This window comes from Marinomonas rhodophyticola, assembly GCF_026113935.1.
GTDB classification, from domain to species: Bacteria; Pseudomonadota; Gammaproteobacteria; order Pseudomonadales; family Marinomonadaceae; genus Marinomonas; species Marinomonas rhodophyticola.
The window spans coordinates 516,426-533,024 of the sequence record NZ_JAPEUL010000009.1; the positions used below are offsets into that span (position 1 = coordinate 516,426).

A 16,599-nucleotide genomic window follows, 5' to 3' on the forward strand; every position below is an offset into this window, starting at 1 on the left:
ACGCTAAGAGGCACTCAATGCGCCTCGTCCCAGTTATCCCCAACACCCGCTTCTACCAATAAAGGCACGTCAATCTGACTACTGTTCTGCATGATGTCGACGATTTTCTCTTTGGCGGCGTCGAGGTCTTTTTCAGCGACTTCGAAGATCAATTCATCGTGTACTTGCATGATCATTTTCACGTCTAGGTCGTTTTCGCTAGCAGCCGAGCATCATTGTCATGATCTATTTGATAATAATTTGGCACTTATTTCTAGCCTAATTATTTCGGCGTTGCGAAGAATGAACGACTGATACATAATTACTCTTAACACGGCTCCTTTCAATGAGGCTACTTGATGTAGCTGATTTGCTTAGGAGTTTTTTTATGCTTAAAAAAGCTTTCGATCAGACTATCTTGGTTATTTTACATCCTGCCTGAAGGTTCTTTATCATTGACTGTTTGTTGTCTGTTGCAATGCACTGGCGTCAGTACTAAAATTGATCGTGTAGAAGGGCTTAACATATGACTCATTACTGGATTGTCCATATGTTCTCACGCTACCAATGATTCGCCAGTGACATCATTGTTGATGGTTAGACTAAACATTGTTTAGTCACCCTGACCCCAAAGAGCTAAAGGGCTGCCACGAACTATCATTTTTCATTTTAAAAAAGAGCATTTGTTATGCTCTTTTTTATGTCTACTATACTAAAAGGTTAGCTATGTAGTTTCTGGCGTATTTTTCTCTTGTTTCATTTGCCTATATGGGGGGGTTGAGACATGATTAGTTCAACACGGCCCCTTTCAGTGAAGTTGCTTGCGACCAATCTGCTTAGGGGTTTTTACCTTTCCAATTCTTCATACCGCTTTATATCACAGGTTTACACAACAGTTCACTAACGGACTGTTTGCTATCCATCCAGTTGCTTGTTGTTGGGCACCGCCAGTTTAATGACTCACGAATATGTGGATATACATCATGCAAACTCGCACTGTTAAATATTGGCTCATGATGACCACATCTATTTCTAAATTTTCTGATGGTGTAGCATGCGTCTTTTAATGCCTTTCTGATTTCTTGTGGTGTCATGTATGTCGGTGCATTTGGAAAGGTTTTGGTGATGTATGGCTTCCATATGCGGCCATCGTGTCGGCTTGTGAGCATATTCTCAAACCATACGAATTTGATTTCAGGGAGTAGCTTGCTGACGCCGTGGTAACCGTTACTTAGCGCAGATTGAAGCGTGTGCTTGTCTAAATGATTGAGAGAGTTTTGAAAGACGGCGTTGGTTGGCCAGTCGCTGCCGTAACGAATGCTAATGGCATCAGAGATAGCATTGCGTATGGCGACTTCGTAAATATGTATAGGAAAGAAAAAGCGGCTGGAAAGCTCGGCGTTCCATTCATAAAGCTTCAGCGTTGTTGTATTGCAGCTTTTCCCTATTGAACGAATAACCGCTTGTCGATACGTTGAGAATCGATTAATTGAAAGGGCGTGTTCTATCGCAGTATAAGGCATCCCTGCCTCCTAATGTTATCTTGACGAATTCACGTTTTTTAACTAGCATTGTTGTTGAGAGCTTCGGATATCCCTGCTTAGGCAGCCCACCGAAGACAGACGAAATAGAAAGCCATGCTCAGCATGGCTTTTTTAGTTTTAGCACTATGATACGGAGCTCAATGCGCCTCGTCCCAGTTATCCCCAACACCCGCCTCAACCAACAAAGGCACGTCAATCTGGCTACTATTCTGCATGATGTCGACGATTTTTTCTTTGGCGGCGTCGAGGTCTTTCTCGGCCACTTCGAAGATGAGTTCATCGTGTACTTGCATGATCATTTTCACGTCTAGGTCGGTGTCTGTTAGCCAGTCGTGCATTTTGATCATGGCGCGTTTGATGATGTCGGCGGCGGAGCCTTGCATCGGTGCGTTGATCGCGGTGCGTTCGGCGGCTTGGCGCATCATGGCGTTTTTCGCTTTGATGTCTGGCAAGTACAAACGACGACCGTAGATGGTTTCTACATAGCCTTTTTCTTTCGCGCCTTCGCGGGTGTTTTCCATGTATTGCTGTACGCCTGGGTAACGTTCGAAGTAGCGTTTGATGTATTTGCCGGCTTCTGGGCGACCAATGCCAAGCTGTTTCGCGAGACCAAAGGCTGACATGCCGTAGATTAAGCCGAAGTTGATGGCTTTGGCGCGGCGGCGTTGTTCTATGGTCACTTCTTCTAAACTGACTTCGAAGACTTCCGCTGCGGTGGCTTTGTGCACGTCGGCGTCTTTGGTGAAGGCGTCTAGTAAGCCCGGATCTTGGGACAGGTGCGCCATGATGCGCAATTCGACTTGCGAGTAGTCGGCTGCAACCAGTTTGTAGCCTTTAGGCGCGATAAAAGCTTGGCGAATACGACGACCTTCAGCAGAACGAATCGGGATGTTCTGCAAGTTCGGATCAGTCGACGACAAACGACCTGTCGCGGTAATGGCTTGGTGGTAAGAGGTATGAATGCGGCCGGTTTTTTGGATCATCTCTGGCAGTTTGTCTGTGTAAGTGGATTTCAACTTAGACAGGCTGCGGTGTTCCATGATCAAGCGTGGCAGTTCGTAGTCTTGTGCCAGTTCTTGCAAGATGGGTTCGGCGGTCGATGGCTGGCCTTTGGGCGTTTTTTTGATAACGGGCAAGCCTTGTTTTTCGAACAAAATAACTTGCAGTTGTTTTGGCGAGCTGAGGTTGAAGCTTTCGCCCGCTTCTTCGTGGGCTTTGATTTCCAGTTCTTGCAGTTTGCCAGCGATTTCGCTGCTTTGAATATGCAGAAGCTCTGGGTCGATCAAGGCGCCGGTTTGTTCCATTTTCGCCAAGACCGGAATCAGTGGGCATTCGATGTCTTTAAAGATACTGACTAATTCTGGTGTGGTTTCGATTTTAGGCCAAATCGTTTGGTGCAAACGCAAGGTAATGTCGGCGTCTTCGGCGGCGTAAAATGCGGCCACTTCTAAATCGATTTGGTTGAAGGTTTTTTGCTTGGCACCTTTGCCGGCGATCTCTTCAAAGCTCACGTTGGTGTGGCCGAGGAACTTGCTGGCAAGGGTGTCCATGTCGTGGCGGGAGCTTACGGAGTTGTACACGTAAGATTCCAACATGGTGTCGTAGGCGATGCCGCGCAAGGTAATGCCGTAGTTGTTTAGTACGTTGGCATCGTATTTAAGATGTTGGCCGACTTTCGCTTGGCTGTCGTCTTCGAGCCAAGGTTTAAGTTGCTCTAGCACCCAATCCCGATCCAGTTGTTCTGGTGCGCCTTCGTAATCGTGCGCCACTGGAACGTAAGCGGCTTCGCCTGCTTTAATGGAGAAAGATAGACCAACCAGCTCGGCGGCCATATAGTTCAGCGAGGTGGTTTCTGTATCGAAGGCAACCAGCTCGGCGGCTTGGATTTTTTCTAGCCATTTGTTGAAGCTGGCTTTGTCTAATACCGTGGTGTAGTTGGCTTCTAGGTCAGATGCGATTGGCGTATCGACTTGGCCGTCTTTTTGTTCAGCGGCGATGTTGCCAACTGTGTCGCTGGCGCTTTCGACGCTTGGCGCTTTGTCTAGGTCAGTTAGCCAAGTTTTGAATTCTAGCTTGGTAAACCACTCACGCAGTTTTTCTTTGTCTGCTTCGCCGTTTTTCAGATCTTGTGGATCGAAGGGCAGTTCCACGTCGCATTTAATGGTCGCTAAGGTGTAAGACAGCTCGGCCATCTCTTTGTTGTCGGCCATTTTTTGTTTCATGGTCTTAGAACCACGGAAGCCCAAGTCAGCGATTTCGTCTAGGCGACTGTAAATGTCTTTGATGCTGCCAAGACCTTGCAATAAGGCTAGGGCGGTTTTCTCACCCACGCCCGGTACGCCGGGGATGTTGTCGACTTTATCGCCCATGAGTGCAAGGTAATCGATGATCAGTTCTGGCGGAATGCCGAATTTGTCCTTCACGCCTTGGATGTCCATGACGGTGTTGTTCATGGTGTTCACAAGGGTGACGTTTTCGGTGACCAGTTGCGCCATGTCTTTGTCGCCAGTAGAGACAATGACCTCGCGGCCTTGCTCGCCCACTTGTTTGGCGATGGTGCCGATCACGTCGTCGGCTTCGACGCCTTCGATGATGACCAGCGGCAAGCCCATGGCTTCCACCATGCGGTGGATCGGTTCGATTTGTGGGCGAAGATCGTCAGGCATGGGCGGACGGTGGGCTTTGTATTCGCTGTAAATGTCGTCGCGGAAGGTTTTGCCCTTGGCGTCAAAAATGATCACCATTGGAGAGTTCGGGTACGTTTTGATTAGGCTGCGGATCATGCTGATCACCCCGCGCGTGGCGTTGGTCGGGTGACCGTCGCTGGTGTGCATGGGTGGAATCGCGTGGAATGCTCGGTAAAGGTAAGACGAGCCGTCTACTAGAACCATAGGTGGAGTGTGTGTTTTAGAATCCGTAGCCAAAATAGAACCTCTTTTTAATCGGCGGTTATAGGCTCTATTCTATGTGTTTGAGTGTGTTTTTACAGTTAAAAAAGGAATTAATCTGGCGTTTTTGTTTCTATTAAGGCGCTAGAGTAAATAACGACTTGGTTACGACCGTTGCTTTTTGCGTAATAAACCGCTTTGTCAGCTTCTTCTACTAGGTCGAGAAAATGTGCTTTGGGTTGTATGGTCGATATGCCGATACTGGCCGTGACCTTGCCAATTTGTCGGTAAGGCAGTTGATTTAGTGTGTGTTTGAAAATGGGACCAATGGTAGTGAGTAAATCGTGGCTTGGGTTAACGATCACCATGATGAATTCCTCGCCACCCCAGCGGGCTAAACCATGGTCGTTGAAGTAAATAGTGCGCAGGCGTGACGCAAATTCGACCAAAACATGGTCGCCTATGGTATGACCAAACTTGTCGTTGATATTTTTGAAGTGATCAATGTCGATCAATAACACACAAATTTTGCTGTCAGAATCCAGTTTGTTGAGCCAGTTTTCAAGCCCTCGACGATTCAGGACGTCGGTTAAAAAATCCCGATCAGCCAGTTGTTGAGAATGTTTTAAATCAAAACTAATACTGTTCATATGGTGATTGATACTGCGTTGATAAGGAATAATCAGCAGTATTAATAAACTGGCGGGGCCAAATAAAAACAGTAAATCATAGCCTCTTGGGGTTTGTAATTCGTTTGGATGAGTCAACAAAAAAAGCAGCACGGGAAGCGCGTTGAGTGACCAAGTGACGACCACCAATCTGTTGAGCTTTTCCGGTAGCATGAGCATGATTAAGGTAGTACTCAAAATAATCATGCCGGAAATAGGCGGAAATATTTCCACGAATTGCCATTTATTTTGCCAAGCACCGATGGTGAAGTACAAGGTGTTTGGTACGGACGTCAATAAGATGATCGCGCCATAGATGTTGATGACTTGATGGATTCTTTTTTGAGGGCTCTTGTAAAGATAAATAAAAAGTATCAAATGCAAGAGCGTGAAAAACGCGGGTTGGAAAGCATGAATAATAAACGGCGTTGAATAAACGTTGAATAAAACCGCGTAAATGGCGCTGCTAAAAATCGTGACGATCAGCAGTCGATACGTGGCTGGAATTAAAATATTGGTATGGTCGTTTAAATTATTGGGCATGGTTACGTCCGATGTTAGTTGCTTGTGCAAAGTATACATACTTTACTGCCAAGTTCTGTTGTCTCTTGGTGAAAAAATGTTCCTGTAGCAGCAAGTGTTTGAAAGGCTAGGGGCGTGCAATAAAGCATCTATTTACTGTACTTAGAATTGACCTTTTGGTACTTATTGTGGAGCATAGGCGCTTCAGTGCTTCGTTTCCTTTTTGAGCAAATATTTTCTAATAAATTAGGTAGTACCACTTGGCTGTTTACACATCCCTCTCTGACTCTGACATGCGGGCCTTAGTGGCCGATTATTATTTGGGCGAACTGGTTGCCTTCCAAGGTATTTCTGGTGGTGTCGAAAATACCAATTACTTTTTGACCACCACAACGGGTAAATATGTGGTGACCTTGTTTGAAGAGTTTCAGCCGGAGGAAGTACCGTACTTTTTAGACGTGGTCGCGCATTTAAAACACAAGGGGTTTAATGTACCAGCGGCCTTGATCGATATTCATGGTGAGCGCCTGCGTATTGTGAAAGACCGTCCAACCATTATCGTGGATTGCTTCCCTGGTAGTGGATTAGACAGCACGAATGTAGAAACCTGTCGCCAAATGGGCGCTGTGTTAGCGAAGCTGCATACGGCAGGGGAAGACTTTGCCACGCACCGAGAAAGTCATCGAGGCATGGCGTGGTGGCATAAAACGAGTGACGCGATTGCATCACAATTGGAGCCTGAACAAGCGCAGCTGTTGTTGTCACAAATCGCGGAGTTTGATGCGTTTATCGCCGAGCAACCCGATTTGCCGAAAACCACCATTCATGGGGATTTGTTCTACAACAATACCTTGTTTGAAGGCAATCAGCTCTCGGCGATCATTGATTTTTACAACGCCTGCCATTCTTGGGTGATGTACGACTTAGCCATTGTGGTGAACGATTGGTGTTCCGACATGACAACTGGCGAATTAGATAAAGCCAAATATAAGGCGTTGATAAAAGCCTATTTGCATGAGCGAGAAGTCAGTGCTGAGGAAGTGCTGGCTTGGCCCTATATGTTGAAAATCGCAGCGTTGCGTTTTTGGTTGTCTCGTTTAGAAGCATGGCATGGCGCGAAACATGATCCTGAACGTTTGGCGCAACAGCATGATCCTCGCGAGTTTCAGCGTATTTTAGAGGCTCGGGTGAGATACGCCCAAGCCTTGGTGGAAACAATATGATACGAGTTTGGTTGTGTTTGTGCGTTAGTGTGTTATTTACCGCTTCGGCTCTGGCCCATCCTCATGTTTGGGTGGACTCCCAGTATCGCGTTCAGGTGGATCAAAGCAGCATTGAAACCCTTGAAGCAACATGGAGCTTAGACCTGTTTACCTCAACGAGTTTGATTGCTGAATACGATGTGGATGGCGATGGGGATCTAACCGGTCAAGAAAAGCTCGATATGATCGAGGTTTTAAAAAGTTTTCAGCAATACGGCTTTTTTATCAAGATGAAGCAAGACGGTGCTGATATTGTGCCCAGCGACGTACAGGTCTTAGATGTTCGCGTTCGAGATCAGATGTTGTGGATTCGTCTTGGTATCGCACTGCCAGCGCCCGTCAATCTTGAGGCGTCAACCTTGAGCTTTGCGTTTGGTGACGATGAATTGTATTTTGCGATGGAACCGTTGGAAGAGGGTTTGGTGCGCTTGTCGGGTTCGTTGTCTGAAACCTGCACGCCAGTTGAACGGGAAGCAGAAGAAACGTCCGTGGCGATGTGGGTGGATTTGACCTGTAAATCTTAGTCGAGACCATGACACGACGATGGTTACACGACAACGACGCTTACCAATACTCACTAAAAAAAAGACTCAATTGCTTGTTGATAACTTATAAAGGTAGAAGTTCATGTTAGAGCATTTCCAATGGTTGCCTTTTTTAGCTGCTATTACGGTTCTTACCATGAGTCCGGGCGTGGACACTATTTTGGTGATGCGTAACGCGGCGTCTGGTGGTTGGCGTTTGGGTTTTTTGACTAGCTTGGGTATTTGCATGGGGTTGTTTGCCCATGCCACTGTGTCAGCCTTAGGCTTGTCGGTAATTTTGCTCGGCTCGGCGGGGTTGTTTACTGCGTTCAAATTGGTTGGCGCCGCTTATCTCGTATACCTAGGGGGGCAAGCGATTCGCAGTGCTATGAAGCCGGTGGGCATGACGTTTAAAGACGCCAAAAATCCGAAATCACTGACGGCATGGGGCAGTTTTCGCCAAGGCATTTTGTCTAACGTATTGAATCCAAAACCGATTATCTTTTATATGGCGTTCTTGCCGCAGTTTATTGATCCGAGTTATTCGGCATTAGCGCAATCGCTTTTCATGGCTTCTTTGCACTTTATCATCGCCATGGTATGGCAAACCTTTTTGGCGCTTATGGTGCATAAGGCGCGCGTCTGGTTAGCGCGACCAAAAGTGGCGTTGGTATTAGACGGCTTAACGGGTGTCTTGTTATTGGGTTTTGGTGTAAAACTGGCATTAAGCCAGCGCTAACACGTTGCGACTGATATGATCCTATTAGGAAGGCGAGGTTGACTTAGCGCAAACGCCTTCCATTAATACCAATTCTATTATGGTTAACACTCTTGTTCTGGGCACTCGTCCCAGACGTTCAGCTTCGATCATGGTGAAGAACAAACCGTGGAAGCATTCTGTAATCGCAGCCGCACTAATGTCTACCCGAAAGTGACCACTTTGTTGCCCCTTCAAGAAAAAAGCGTCGAGCTTTTCTTGCATCTGAATGCATTCACAGTTTTCCAATAGCTCTGGTTGCCAGTGTTGGATGGTAAAGAGGGTGAGGCTCTTTGTTTTTATAACAATTTTCTAGAAGCTTTCGAAGGCCTTCTCTTGGCTCAGCGGTGTCTAAATTGGCATTCTTGATTGCCAATTTATAGGCGTTAAGACTGCTCGCTTGCAGCCTTTCAAGCAGACTTTCCCTGGTGGGGCAAAAACGATACAGGGTGGCTTTACTCACCCCGACAGCACAGGCGAGCTCTTGTAGCGACGCACGAGGGTGTTTCACCAATGCTAGCGCCAACGCGTTCTGTAATGCCTCGTTTGTTTCCTGTTCTGCCATATCAATGTCCAATTTACGTTTGAATAACCATGTTTGATGGTTGCCTATGTTACTCGTTTTTTGAGCCTTAGTGATTTTACGCAGAATTTTTTTTATGTGAAATCTTATATGCCAGTAAAAAGCAGAAATAAAAAGAATTTAATAGGAATCAAATGAATCACTATAGATTCATTTGAGTTGTTTTAATATTATTAGAATCTATTTTATCTCTGGCATAAATGTAAGGTATTTACCAATGATACGAATTCTAAAGAATGGGCGAACGTGGCTACCGGTTGTGGCGGTGTTATTTGTTGTGTCTGGCTGTACCCCAAGTGAGCCAGAGTCGCAAGCCAGCGCGCCGGCAAGTGTAAGAGCCGCTACCGTGATGACGGTGCAACCTGTTGAGTACGAAGAAAATGCGATCTTACCTGGTCGCGTGGAGCCGATTCGTGAGGCGGAAGTGCGTGCTCGTGTTCCTGGTATTGTGTTACACAGAAAATTTGTTGAAGGCTCTGATGTAAAAGCGGGCGATGTGTTGTTTGAGATTGATCCTGCGTCACTAAAAATTGCTCTTGCTCGTGCGAAAGGTGAACTTGCTCGAGCCGAAGCGACCTTGTTTGATGCCAAAGTGTTGGTGGATCGTTACACTCCCTTGTTGAAGTCTCAAGCGGTCAGTAAGCAAACCTTTGATGCGGCACAAGCGGCTTATTTGAGTGCCAGTGCATCGGTTATTTCTGCCAAAGCGGATGTAGACAATGCTGAGCTGAATCTCGACTACGCGACCGTTCGTGCGCCAATTTCTGGCCGCATTGGTCGTGCGAATGTCAGCGAAGGCATGTTAGTGGGGCAGAGCGACACCACGCTGCTAGCGACCATTCAGCAGCTTGACCATGTTTACGTGGATTTCACGCAGTCTGTGACAGATACCTTGAAATACCGACAGTCTTTAGAAGAGAACACTGCAGCTAATAGTACTCAATTGATGGCTAAGTTAGACGGTTACGACAAAGGCTTTGAAGGAAAACTGTTATTTTCAGACAGTCAGGTCGATGAAAAAACCGGCAATGTTGTGTTACGCGGCCTGTTCCCAAATGCCAATAAAGTGTTATTACCAGTGCATGTATGTGCGTGTTGAAGCGGTTCAGTCTCACTCTGCTCAAGCCATCTTGATTCCTCAGCGTGCGGTGATGCGCAGTAACAATGGGGCATTTGTATATATCGTTAATGATCAAAATACCGTGGAAGTTCGTTCTATTGTTACGGGCTTCAATGTCGCAAAACTTGTGGCGCATTACGCAAGGGCTAAACGCAGGTGATAGAGTGATTATCGATAATGCAGGTATGTATCAAGTGGGAGAGAAGGTAATGGCTTCCGCAAAAGTGGCCTCTAATTTTTAGTTTATTACTGACTTTATCTTCACTGTTCAGACGTTTTTAGAGGCTTAATGCATGTCTAATTTCTTTATTGCACGACCCAATTTTGCTTGGGTAATGGCAATCTTTATTTTGTTGGCAGGGCTATTGGCGTTGCCAACCTTACCTGTGTCGCAATTTCCGGTAGTGGCTCCACCGCAAATTGAAATCACCGCGACGTACCCCGGTGCGTCGGCTCAGGTGTTAGTGGACTCGGTAACCAGTGTGATCGAGGAGGAATTAAATGGCGCAAAAGGTTTGCTCTATTTTGATTCGTCCAGTAACGCTAATGGCATCGCGCAGATTACCGCGTCTTTTGAGCCGGGCACGGACCCTGATTTGGCTCAGGTCGATATTCAGAACCGTCTAAAAAAAGCCGAGGCGCGTTTACCAAGCAGTGTTATTGCCCAAGGTGTGCAAGTTGACCAAGCCAGTTCTGGATTCTTGATGATCTATGCGCTGACGTTCAAAGGCGATGATTCAGCGAAAAGTATTGTAACCTTGGCGGATTACGCCGCACGCAATATTAACAATAATATTCGTCGTGTTGAGGGTGTGGGTAAGCTGCAATATTTTGGTACTGAAGCGGCTATGCGAGTTTGGGTGTCACCTGAAAAACTGTTGAGTTATGGCTTATCAATTGGTGATGTGAATACCGCTATAAGTAACCAAAACGTACAAGTCCCAGCGGGGAGTTTTGGTGCCCGACCTGCCGATAATGTGCAAGAGCTGACAGCTAGTTTGGTGGTAAAAGGCTTTTTGGACGATCCAGAAGAGTTTGGCAATATTGTATTGCGCAGCAACACCGATGGTTCCGCCGTTTATCTAAAAGATGTGGCTCGTGTTGAGCTGGGTCAGCAAGACTATAATTTTGAAACACGCTTAAATGGTCGTAAAGCCATCATGGGCGCAGTGCAGTTATCGCCTGGTGCCAACGCTATTGAAACGGTTAAGGCCGTAAAAGCTCGTGCTGCAGAATTGGAAGCCAACTTTCCAGATGATATTCAGATCAGTTTTCCCTATGACACGTCTAAGTTCGTCAGCGCCGCAATTGAAAAGGTTATTTATACCTTAGTAGAGGCCATTGTGTTGGTGTTTTTGGTGATGCTGTTGTTCTTGCAGAATTTACGCTACACCTTGATTCCGACGATTGTGGTGCCGGTTTGTATCTTAGGTACCTTTGCGGTGATGTCTCTGATGGGCTTCTCGGTGAACATGATGACCATGTTTGGTATGGTGCTCGCCATTGGTATTTTAGTGGATGACGCCATTGTGGTGGTCGAAAACGTCGAACGTATTATGGTGGAAGAGGGGCTTTCGCCAAAAGCCGCGACGATTAAAGCCATGGGGCAAGTGTCTGGGGCTATTGTTGGTATCACCTTGGTGTTGTCTGCGGTGTTTGTGCCGCTGGCCTTTATGAGCGGTTCGGTGGGTATTATTTATCAGCAGTTCTCCATGTCTCTGGCGGTGTCTATTATGCTGTCTGGGATTTTGGCTCTTACTTTTACGCCAGCTTTGTGTGCGACGTTGCTGAAACCCATCAACAAAGAAGTGCATCATGAAAAAGGCGGATTCTTTGGTTGGTTTAATCGTCAGTTCACTGGGCTAACGAGTCGCTATTCTGCCCTAAATGGCAAGCTAGTGAATCGCTCTGGGCGTTTCATGTTGGTGTATCTTGTGCTGATTCTTGGTCTTGGTTATGCCTATCTGCGTTTACCTGAATCTTTTGTGCCAACGGAAGACCAAGGTTACATGATTGTCGATGTTCAACTGCCCGCTGGTGCGACGTTCTCTCGAACGAATGACACCATGAAAGAGGTTGAGCAGTTCTTAGGCCAACGAGATGCGGTTGAGAATGTGGTCACCGTCATGGGCTTTAGTTTCTCTGGTATGGGAGCGAATGCGGGTTTGCTGTTCCCAACTTTCACTGATTGGTCTGAACGTGAACAGTCATTGTTTGATGAAACCATGGCTTATAACCAATTCGCTGGCAGTATCACGGATGGTCGCTCTATGGCGGTGCCACCACCGCCAATCGAAGGCATGGGAAACTCGGGCGGCTTTTCGTTGCGTTTGCAGGACCGTAGTAATCTCGGTCGAGAGGCGCTAACCAATGCGCGTAATGTGGTGTTAGGTCAAGCGAATGCGTCCCCCATCATTGCTTACGCTATGATGGAGGGTTTAGAGGATGCTCCGCAGCTGAGAATTGATATAGACCGTAAAAAAGCGACGGCGCTGGGGGTGGGTTTTGAATCCATTAATAACGCGGTTTCTACGGCCTATGGTTCTGCCACGGTAAATGATTTTACCAATGCGGGTCGTTTGCAGCGTGTTGTGGTGCAAGCTGATGTAGCAGACCGTATGACGCCAGAACGGGTACTTGAGTTACAAGTGTTGAATGACGAAGGCAATCTTGTGCCGATGCGCTCTTTTGCGAGCAGTTCATGGGAGATGGGACCCGTTCAGGTTTCTCGTTATAATGGTTATCCGGCGTACAAAATTTCAGGCAGCCCAATGCCAGGACACAGTTCTGGTGAAGCCATGGCGGAAATTGAGCGAATTATTAGCACTTTGCCAAAAGGCATAGGCTATGAATGGACGGGGTTGTCTTACCAAGAACAAGCCGCGGGTTCTCAAGCGCCCATGCTGCTGACCATTTCGATTTTGGTGGTGTTCTTGTTGCTGGTGGCCTTGTATGAAAGCTGGTCGATTCCATTGTCGGTTATTTTGATTATTCCGATTGGCGCGTTGGGGGCGGTGTTGGCCGTTTTCCTAACGGGCATGTCGAATGATGTGTACTTTAAAGTGGGTCTGATTACGATTATTGGTTTGTCGGCAAAGAATGCGATCTTGATTGTGGAGTTTGCCAAAGATCTTTATCAGCAAGGACATTCGCTCAAAGAGTCGGCGATCCAAGCGGCTAAACTGCGCTTTAGACCGATTATTATGACCTCGATGGCCTTTATTTTGGGGGTTGTACCCTTGACGATCGCCACGGGAGCGGGGGCGGCCAGTCAGCACTCTTTAGGGGTGAGTGTGATTGGTGGCATGATCTCGGCGACCCTTCTTGGTGTGTTGTTTGTTCCTGTGTTTTTTACTTGGGTTCTTGGGCTTTTTAAAACTAAGAATACAACGCATTAAGTAGTCAGCCATGCAAACGGAGAAGCCGATATAAAGTCACACTTTGTATCGGTTTTTCTTTTTCATGACATGTTATTTCTCCCTCATTTTTTTGATTCTTTGCTAGAATTCCCCCATCTGTGTTCTCTTCGAGACTGTCTTTCAATAGGGACTGCTTTCAGATGGCTATTTGCTGTGTCACAAGCGCGGTAAATTGGGTGGGTCCTTATCCTATAAGATAGGGCTTTAGATAATAAGTATTCGGCTTTGCTGTCTGCTTTTTTGGTGATTCTTTTAAATGAGTTTATTGATTTCAACGTGGATTAAGTTTTTCTTCCTGTTTGCACCGTTTTTTGTGTTGTCTATGTTTCTCGCGCTAACGCGTGGCGAATCGTCGACTTCCCGTCGTCACGTGGCAAATAAGGCCATTATCGCCTCCGTGGCGATCTCTATTGTGTTGCTGTTTTTTGGTGGCGGCTTGTTTGCTGTGTTAGGCATTACGCTGGATTCTTTCCGTATTGGTTCCGGTATTTTGCTGTTTATGTCGGCTCTGAGCTTGGTGCGTGACGGCACACGTAATCATGCGGTGGGAATGCCCAGTGAAGAGCGCGATGATGTGTCTGTGGTGCCGCTTGCCGTGCCAACCATTATCGGACCGGCGACCATTGGTACGATTCTGGTTTATGGCGCTGAGCTACAAGGTTGGGATTTATTCATCGGTCTATGTGGTTTGTTGTTAGCACTGGGTACCTTGACCATTATTTTGTATTCTGGCTCTTTAATCGAGAAGATGCTGGGTCGTACTGGCTTAAATGTGTTATCGAAAATCACCGGCTTGATTTTGGCCGCTATGGCCGCGCAAATTTTCATGAGCGGTGTGATGGGCTTTTTACAACCCGCTGTCGGTTAACGAATAAATGCGACGTTTCTAGGCTTTGGCTTCTCCTTAGGTTTGAGTTGTTATACCATAACAAAATTATCTTTAACCATGGGTGAGTGCCAATTATGGCGAAGAACGTCGCTTTTTTACTTCTGTCTTTTTTATGTCTTAGTTCGCCTCTTTATGCCGCGGTGGAGTTTTCCCTCTACCAAGACTTTATTCAGTGGATTCTGTCACAGCAGGCGACATTTCATCGTGAATTAGTCTCTTTGGTGCGTTCCATTAGCAAAGAGGGTAGTCCTGTTTTGTTGTGGGGGTTGATGACCACCAGTTTCTTCTATGGCGTATTTCATGCTGCGGGTCCGGGCCATGGCAAAGCGGTGATTTCAGCCTATATGTTGGCAAGCAAAGCACCGATTCGGCGTGGTGTGAGTTTGGCGTTTTTGTGTGCGGGCGTGCAAGCTTTGATGGCGATAGCGGTCATTTTAGTCTTGAGTCAGATCTTTTCTTTAGCCGGAAAAGTCATGCAAATCAGTCGTTTTTTCGAGATTGCCAGTTTTGCTGCGGTGGGCTTAATCGGTGTTTGGATTTTGGTGCGTTTGTTACGAGGCCAGTCTGGTTGTGGTCATGACCACTCTCAAGATCATCTACACGCTCATTCTAGCGATCATCACGACCATGACCATGACCATGACCACGATCATCATGACCATGACCATGACCACGATCATCATGATCATGGCTCTCACGGTCATGGCTGTTGCGCTCACCACGATCATCATGATCATGGCTCTCACGGTCATGGCTGTTGCGCTCACCACGAACAGGAAGCCAAAACAGCGCGTCGCAGTATTTGGGCGATGGTGGCGGCGGTTGGAATTCGACCTTGTACGGGGGCGGTGTTGGTTTTACTGTTTTCGTTAAGCACGGGCATTTTTTTATGGGGCGTCGTCGCAACCTTTGCCATGGCGCTTGGCACGGCCATTACGGTTGCGGTGTTGGCTGCGGTCAGCGTGTTGGTGCGTGACACTGGGTTAGCGTTAAGTAGTGAGCATCGTATTTGGCGACAAAGAGTGTCGCGTGTCTTCGGTTTTATTGCTGCTTTCGCTTTGATTATCATCAGTTGTTCCATGATTTGGAGCTACTTGAGCAATGCAGGAAGGGCGTTTTAATGACCAAATTACATTCACATCAGCATGATCATGACGCGGGTCATGCCCATGATCATAATCACAATCATTGCATTGATACTGCGCTTGCTACGGCGGAGACCTTGTGTATTGAACAGGGCCAGCGTTTGACCAAAGTGCGTCGTCGTGCATTGGAGTTGATTTGGGAAAGTCATCGGCCATTAGGGGCTTATCAGTTATTGGCGAAATTGGCAGAAGAAGGCTTTAATTCTGCGCCGCCGACGGTTTATCGTGCCTTAGACTTTTTATTGGCAGCAGGTCTCATTCACAAAGTGGAGTCGATGAATGCTTATTTGGGGTGCGCCCATGCCGACAGAAGCCTACAAGGGGTATTTTTTGATTTGTGATGAGTGCCACAATGTGATGGAGTTTGATTATCAAGACATCCATGCGGCCTTGATCGCTAAAGCCGCTAAGCAGGGGTTTGAGTTGCGTGCGGAAACCATCGAACTGACAGGCTTGTGTGCCGATTGCAAAGCAAAGGCAACGGACGCTGCGGCGGTAGGGACAAGCGCATGAGTAAACGCTTAGTGGTGTTTGATAAAATTGGCATCGCGTTTGATGGTCGAGTATTGCTCGAAAACATTGATATGACCATCAGTGAGGGTGAAATTGTTACCTTGATTGGCCCCAATGGCAGCGGCAAAAGTACCTTGATTCGTACCTTGTTGGGTCTACAAGACGCGACTTCTGGTGAGATAGTCAGGCATAAAACCTTGCGTATCGGCTATATGCCACAAAAGCTGCACATCGATCCGACTTTGCCGTTAACGGTTAAGCATTTCTTGGCGTTGGTTCGAGGCGTCAATAAGCAAGACATTCTGCCAACGCTAGAAAAACTTGGCATTGCGCATTTGCTCCACTCACAAGTGCATGTGTTGTCGGGTGGTGAAACGCAGCGTGTTTTGCTGGCGCGTGCTTTGTTGAATCGACCGAATCTGCTGGTGCTTGATGAACCGGTTCAGGGTGTGGATGTGAATGGTCAGGTGGAACTCTATAACTTGATTGAAAGCATTCGCAATGAGCTGCATTGCGGTGTGTTGATGGTGTCCCATGATTTGCATTTGGTGATGGCGAAAACAGATACCGTTGTGTGCATCAACCAGCATGTTTGTTGCTCCGGTAGCCCGCAGCATGTAACGGGTCATCCCGCTTATCAAGCTTTGTTTGGTGTGCCTGGTGCGGACGAGTCTATCGCGATTTACGCCCATCAGCACGATCATGTGCATGATGAACACGGCAGTATTTTGTCAGACGATGGCGACGCTCACGCCCATTGTCAGCATCATTAAATATTACCCTAGT

Annotated in this window: 17 protein-coding genes and 1 pseudogene; 12 read left to right on the forward strand and 6 right to left on the reverse strand. The window is 47.0% G+C overall.

Translation table 11 applies throughout. The features are described from left to right. Nucleotides 1-14: 14 nt before the first annotated feature. From ONZ52_RS16930 to ONZ52_RS16945, 4 genes and pseudogenes are all read right to left on the reverse strand, one after another. Nucleotides 15-188: pseudogene (locus ONZ52_RS16930) on the reverse strand (DNA polymerase); the annotation flags it as partial. Between the two features lie 663 nt (nucleotides 189-851). Beyond that, the gene (locus ONZ52_RS16935; protein WP_265219875.1) at nucleotides 852-1,502 is read right to left on the reverse strand and encodes an Abi family protein; all 651 of its coding nucleotides are present in this window, start codon (nucleotides 1,500-1,502) and stop codon (nucleotides 852-854) included. A gap of 158 nt (nucleotides 1,503-1,660) precedes the next feature. Continuing rightward, nucleotides 1,661-4,414, reverse strand: coding sequence for a DNA polymerase I (gene polA, locus ONZ52_RS16940; protein WP_265220316.1), 2,754 nt, complete (start codon nucleotides 4,412-4,414; stop codon nucleotides 1,661-1,663). Nucleotides 4,415-4,524: 110 nt separating this feature from the next. Then, nucleotides 4,525-5,622 carry a GGDEF domain-containing protein gene (locus ONZ52_RS16945; protein ID WP_265219876.1) on the reverse strand — a complete coding sequence of 366 codons (1,098 nt, stop codon included), beginning with the start codon at nucleotides 5,620-5,622 and terminating at the stop codon, nucleotides 4,525-4,527. A 239-nt stretch (nucleotides 5,623-5,861) separates the two neighbouring features. Between ONZ52_RS16945 and ONZ52_RS16950 the strand changes: the two genes are divergently transcribed. From ONZ52_RS16950 to ONZ52_RS16960, 3 genes are all read left to right on the forward strand, one after another. Further along, entirely contained in the window at nucleotides 5,862-6,824 is a 963-nt protein-coding gene (locus tag ONZ52_RS16950; protein ID WP_265219877.1) for a homoserine kinase, read from the forward strand. Beyond that, nucleotides 6,821-7,387: a DUF1007 family protein gene (locus ONZ52_RS16955; RefSeq protein ID WP_265219878.1), complete on the forward strand. Its 567-nt coding sequence runs from the start codon at nucleotides 6,821-6,823 to the stop codon at nucleotides 7,385-7,387. The genes ONZ52_RS16950 and ONZ52_RS16955 overlap by 4 nt, the downstream gene beginning before the upstream one ends. Nucleotides 7,388-7,490: 103 nt before the next feature. Further along, the gene (locus ONZ52_RS16960) at nucleotides 7,491-8,126 is read left to right on the forward strand and encodes a LysE family translocator (protein ID WP_265219879.1); all 636 of its coding nucleotides are present in this window, start codon (nucleotides 7,491-7,493) and stop codon (nucleotides 8,124-8,126) included. Between the two features lie 24 nt (nucleotides 8,127-8,150). On the opposite strand, the gene ONZ52_RS16965 is transcribed toward ONZ52_RS16960, so the two are convergent. Both ONZ52_RS16965 and ONZ52_RS16970 read right to left on the reverse strand, forming a co-directional pair. Continuing rightward, nucleotides 8,151-8,369: a hypothetical protein gene (locus ONZ52_RS16965; protein ID WP_265219880.1), complete on the reverse strand. Its 219-nt coding sequence runs from the start codon at nucleotides 8,367-8,369 to the stop codon at nucleotides 8,151-8,153. A gap of 10 nt (nucleotides 8,370-8,379) precedes the next feature. Then, nucleotides 8,380-8,709 carry a TetR/AcrR family transcriptional regulator gene (locus tag ONZ52_RS16970; protein ID WP_265219881.1) on the reverse strand — a complete coding sequence of 110 codons (330 nt, stop codon included), beginning with the start codon at nucleotides 8,707-8,709 and terminating at the stop codon, nucleotides 8,380-8,382. 235 nt (nucleotides 8,710-8,944) lie between these two features. On the opposite strand from ONZ52_RS16970, the gene ONZ52_RS16975 reads away from it, so the two are divergent. From ONZ52_RS16975 to znuC, 9 genes are all read left to right on the forward strand, one after another. After that, entirely contained in the window at nucleotides 8,945-9,826 is an 882-nt protein-coding gene (locus ONZ52_RS16975) for an efflux RND transporter periplasmic adaptor subunit (protein ID WP_265219882.1), read from the forward strand. Next, a complete protein-coding gene (locus ONZ52_RS16980) occupies nucleotides 9,810-10,007 on the forward strand; it encodes a permuted SH3 domain-containing protein (RefSeq protein WP_265219883.1) in 198 nt (65 codons plus the stop codon). Before ONZ52_RS16975 ends, ONZ52_RS16980 begins: the two co-directional genes overlap by 17 nt. Continuing rightward, entirely contained in the window at nucleotides 9,961-10,089 is a 129-nt protein-coding gene (locus ONZ52_RS25620; RefSeq protein WP_487349006.1) for a permuted SH3 domain-containing protein, read from the forward strand. The genes ONZ52_RS16980 and ONZ52_RS25620 overlap by 47 nt, the downstream gene beginning before the upstream one ends. Nucleotides 10,090-10,140: 51 nt before the next feature. Then, nucleotides 10,141-13,245 (forward strand): efflux RND transporter permease subunit, encoded by a 3,105-nt coding sequence (locus ONZ52_RS16985; protein WP_265219884.1) that lies wholly within the window; start codon nucleotides 10,141-10,143, stop codon nucleotides 13,243-13,245. A 277-nt stretch (nucleotides 13,246-13,522) separates the two neighbouring features. Beyond that, nucleotides 13,523-14,134, forward strand: coding sequence for a MarC family protein (locus ONZ52_RS16990; RefSeq protein WP_111607480.1), 612 nt, complete (start codon nucleotides 13,523-13,525; stop codon nucleotides 14,132-14,134). Nucleotides 14,135-14,229: 95 nt separating this feature from the next. After that, nucleotides 14,230-15,276 (forward strand): nickel/cobalt transporter, encoded by a 1,047-nt coding sequence (locus tag ONZ52_RS16995; RefSeq protein ID WP_265219885.1) that lies wholly within the window; start codon nucleotides 14,230-14,232, stop codon nucleotides 15,274-15,276. Next, nucleotides 15,276-15,641, forward strand: coding sequence for a Fur family transcriptional regulator (locus ONZ52_RS17000; RefSeq protein ID WP_428981182.1), 366 nt, complete (start codon nucleotides 15,276-15,278; stop codon nucleotides 15,639-15,641). Before ONZ52_RS16995 ends, ONZ52_RS17000 begins: the two co-directional genes overlap by 1 nt. Then, nucleotides 15,631-15,813 carry a hypothetical protein gene (locus ONZ52_RS25440; RefSeq protein ID WP_428981183.1) on the forward strand — a complete coding sequence of 61 codons (183 nt, stop codon included), beginning with the start codon at nucleotides 15,631-15,633 and terminating at the stop codon, nucleotides 15,811-15,813. Before ONZ52_RS17000 ends, ONZ52_RS25440 begins: the two co-directional genes overlap by 11 nt. Then, complete coding sequence (gene znuC / locus ONZ52_RS17005) at nucleotides 15,810-16,586, forward strand: zinc ABC transporter ATP-binding protein ZnuC (RefSeq protein WP_265219886.1); 777 nt, start codon at nucleotides 15,810-15,812, stop codon at nucleotides 16,584-16,586. The genes ONZ52_RS25440 and znuC overlap by 4 nt, the downstream gene beginning before the upstream one ends. Nucleotides 16,587-16,599 lie beyond the last annotated feature (13 nt).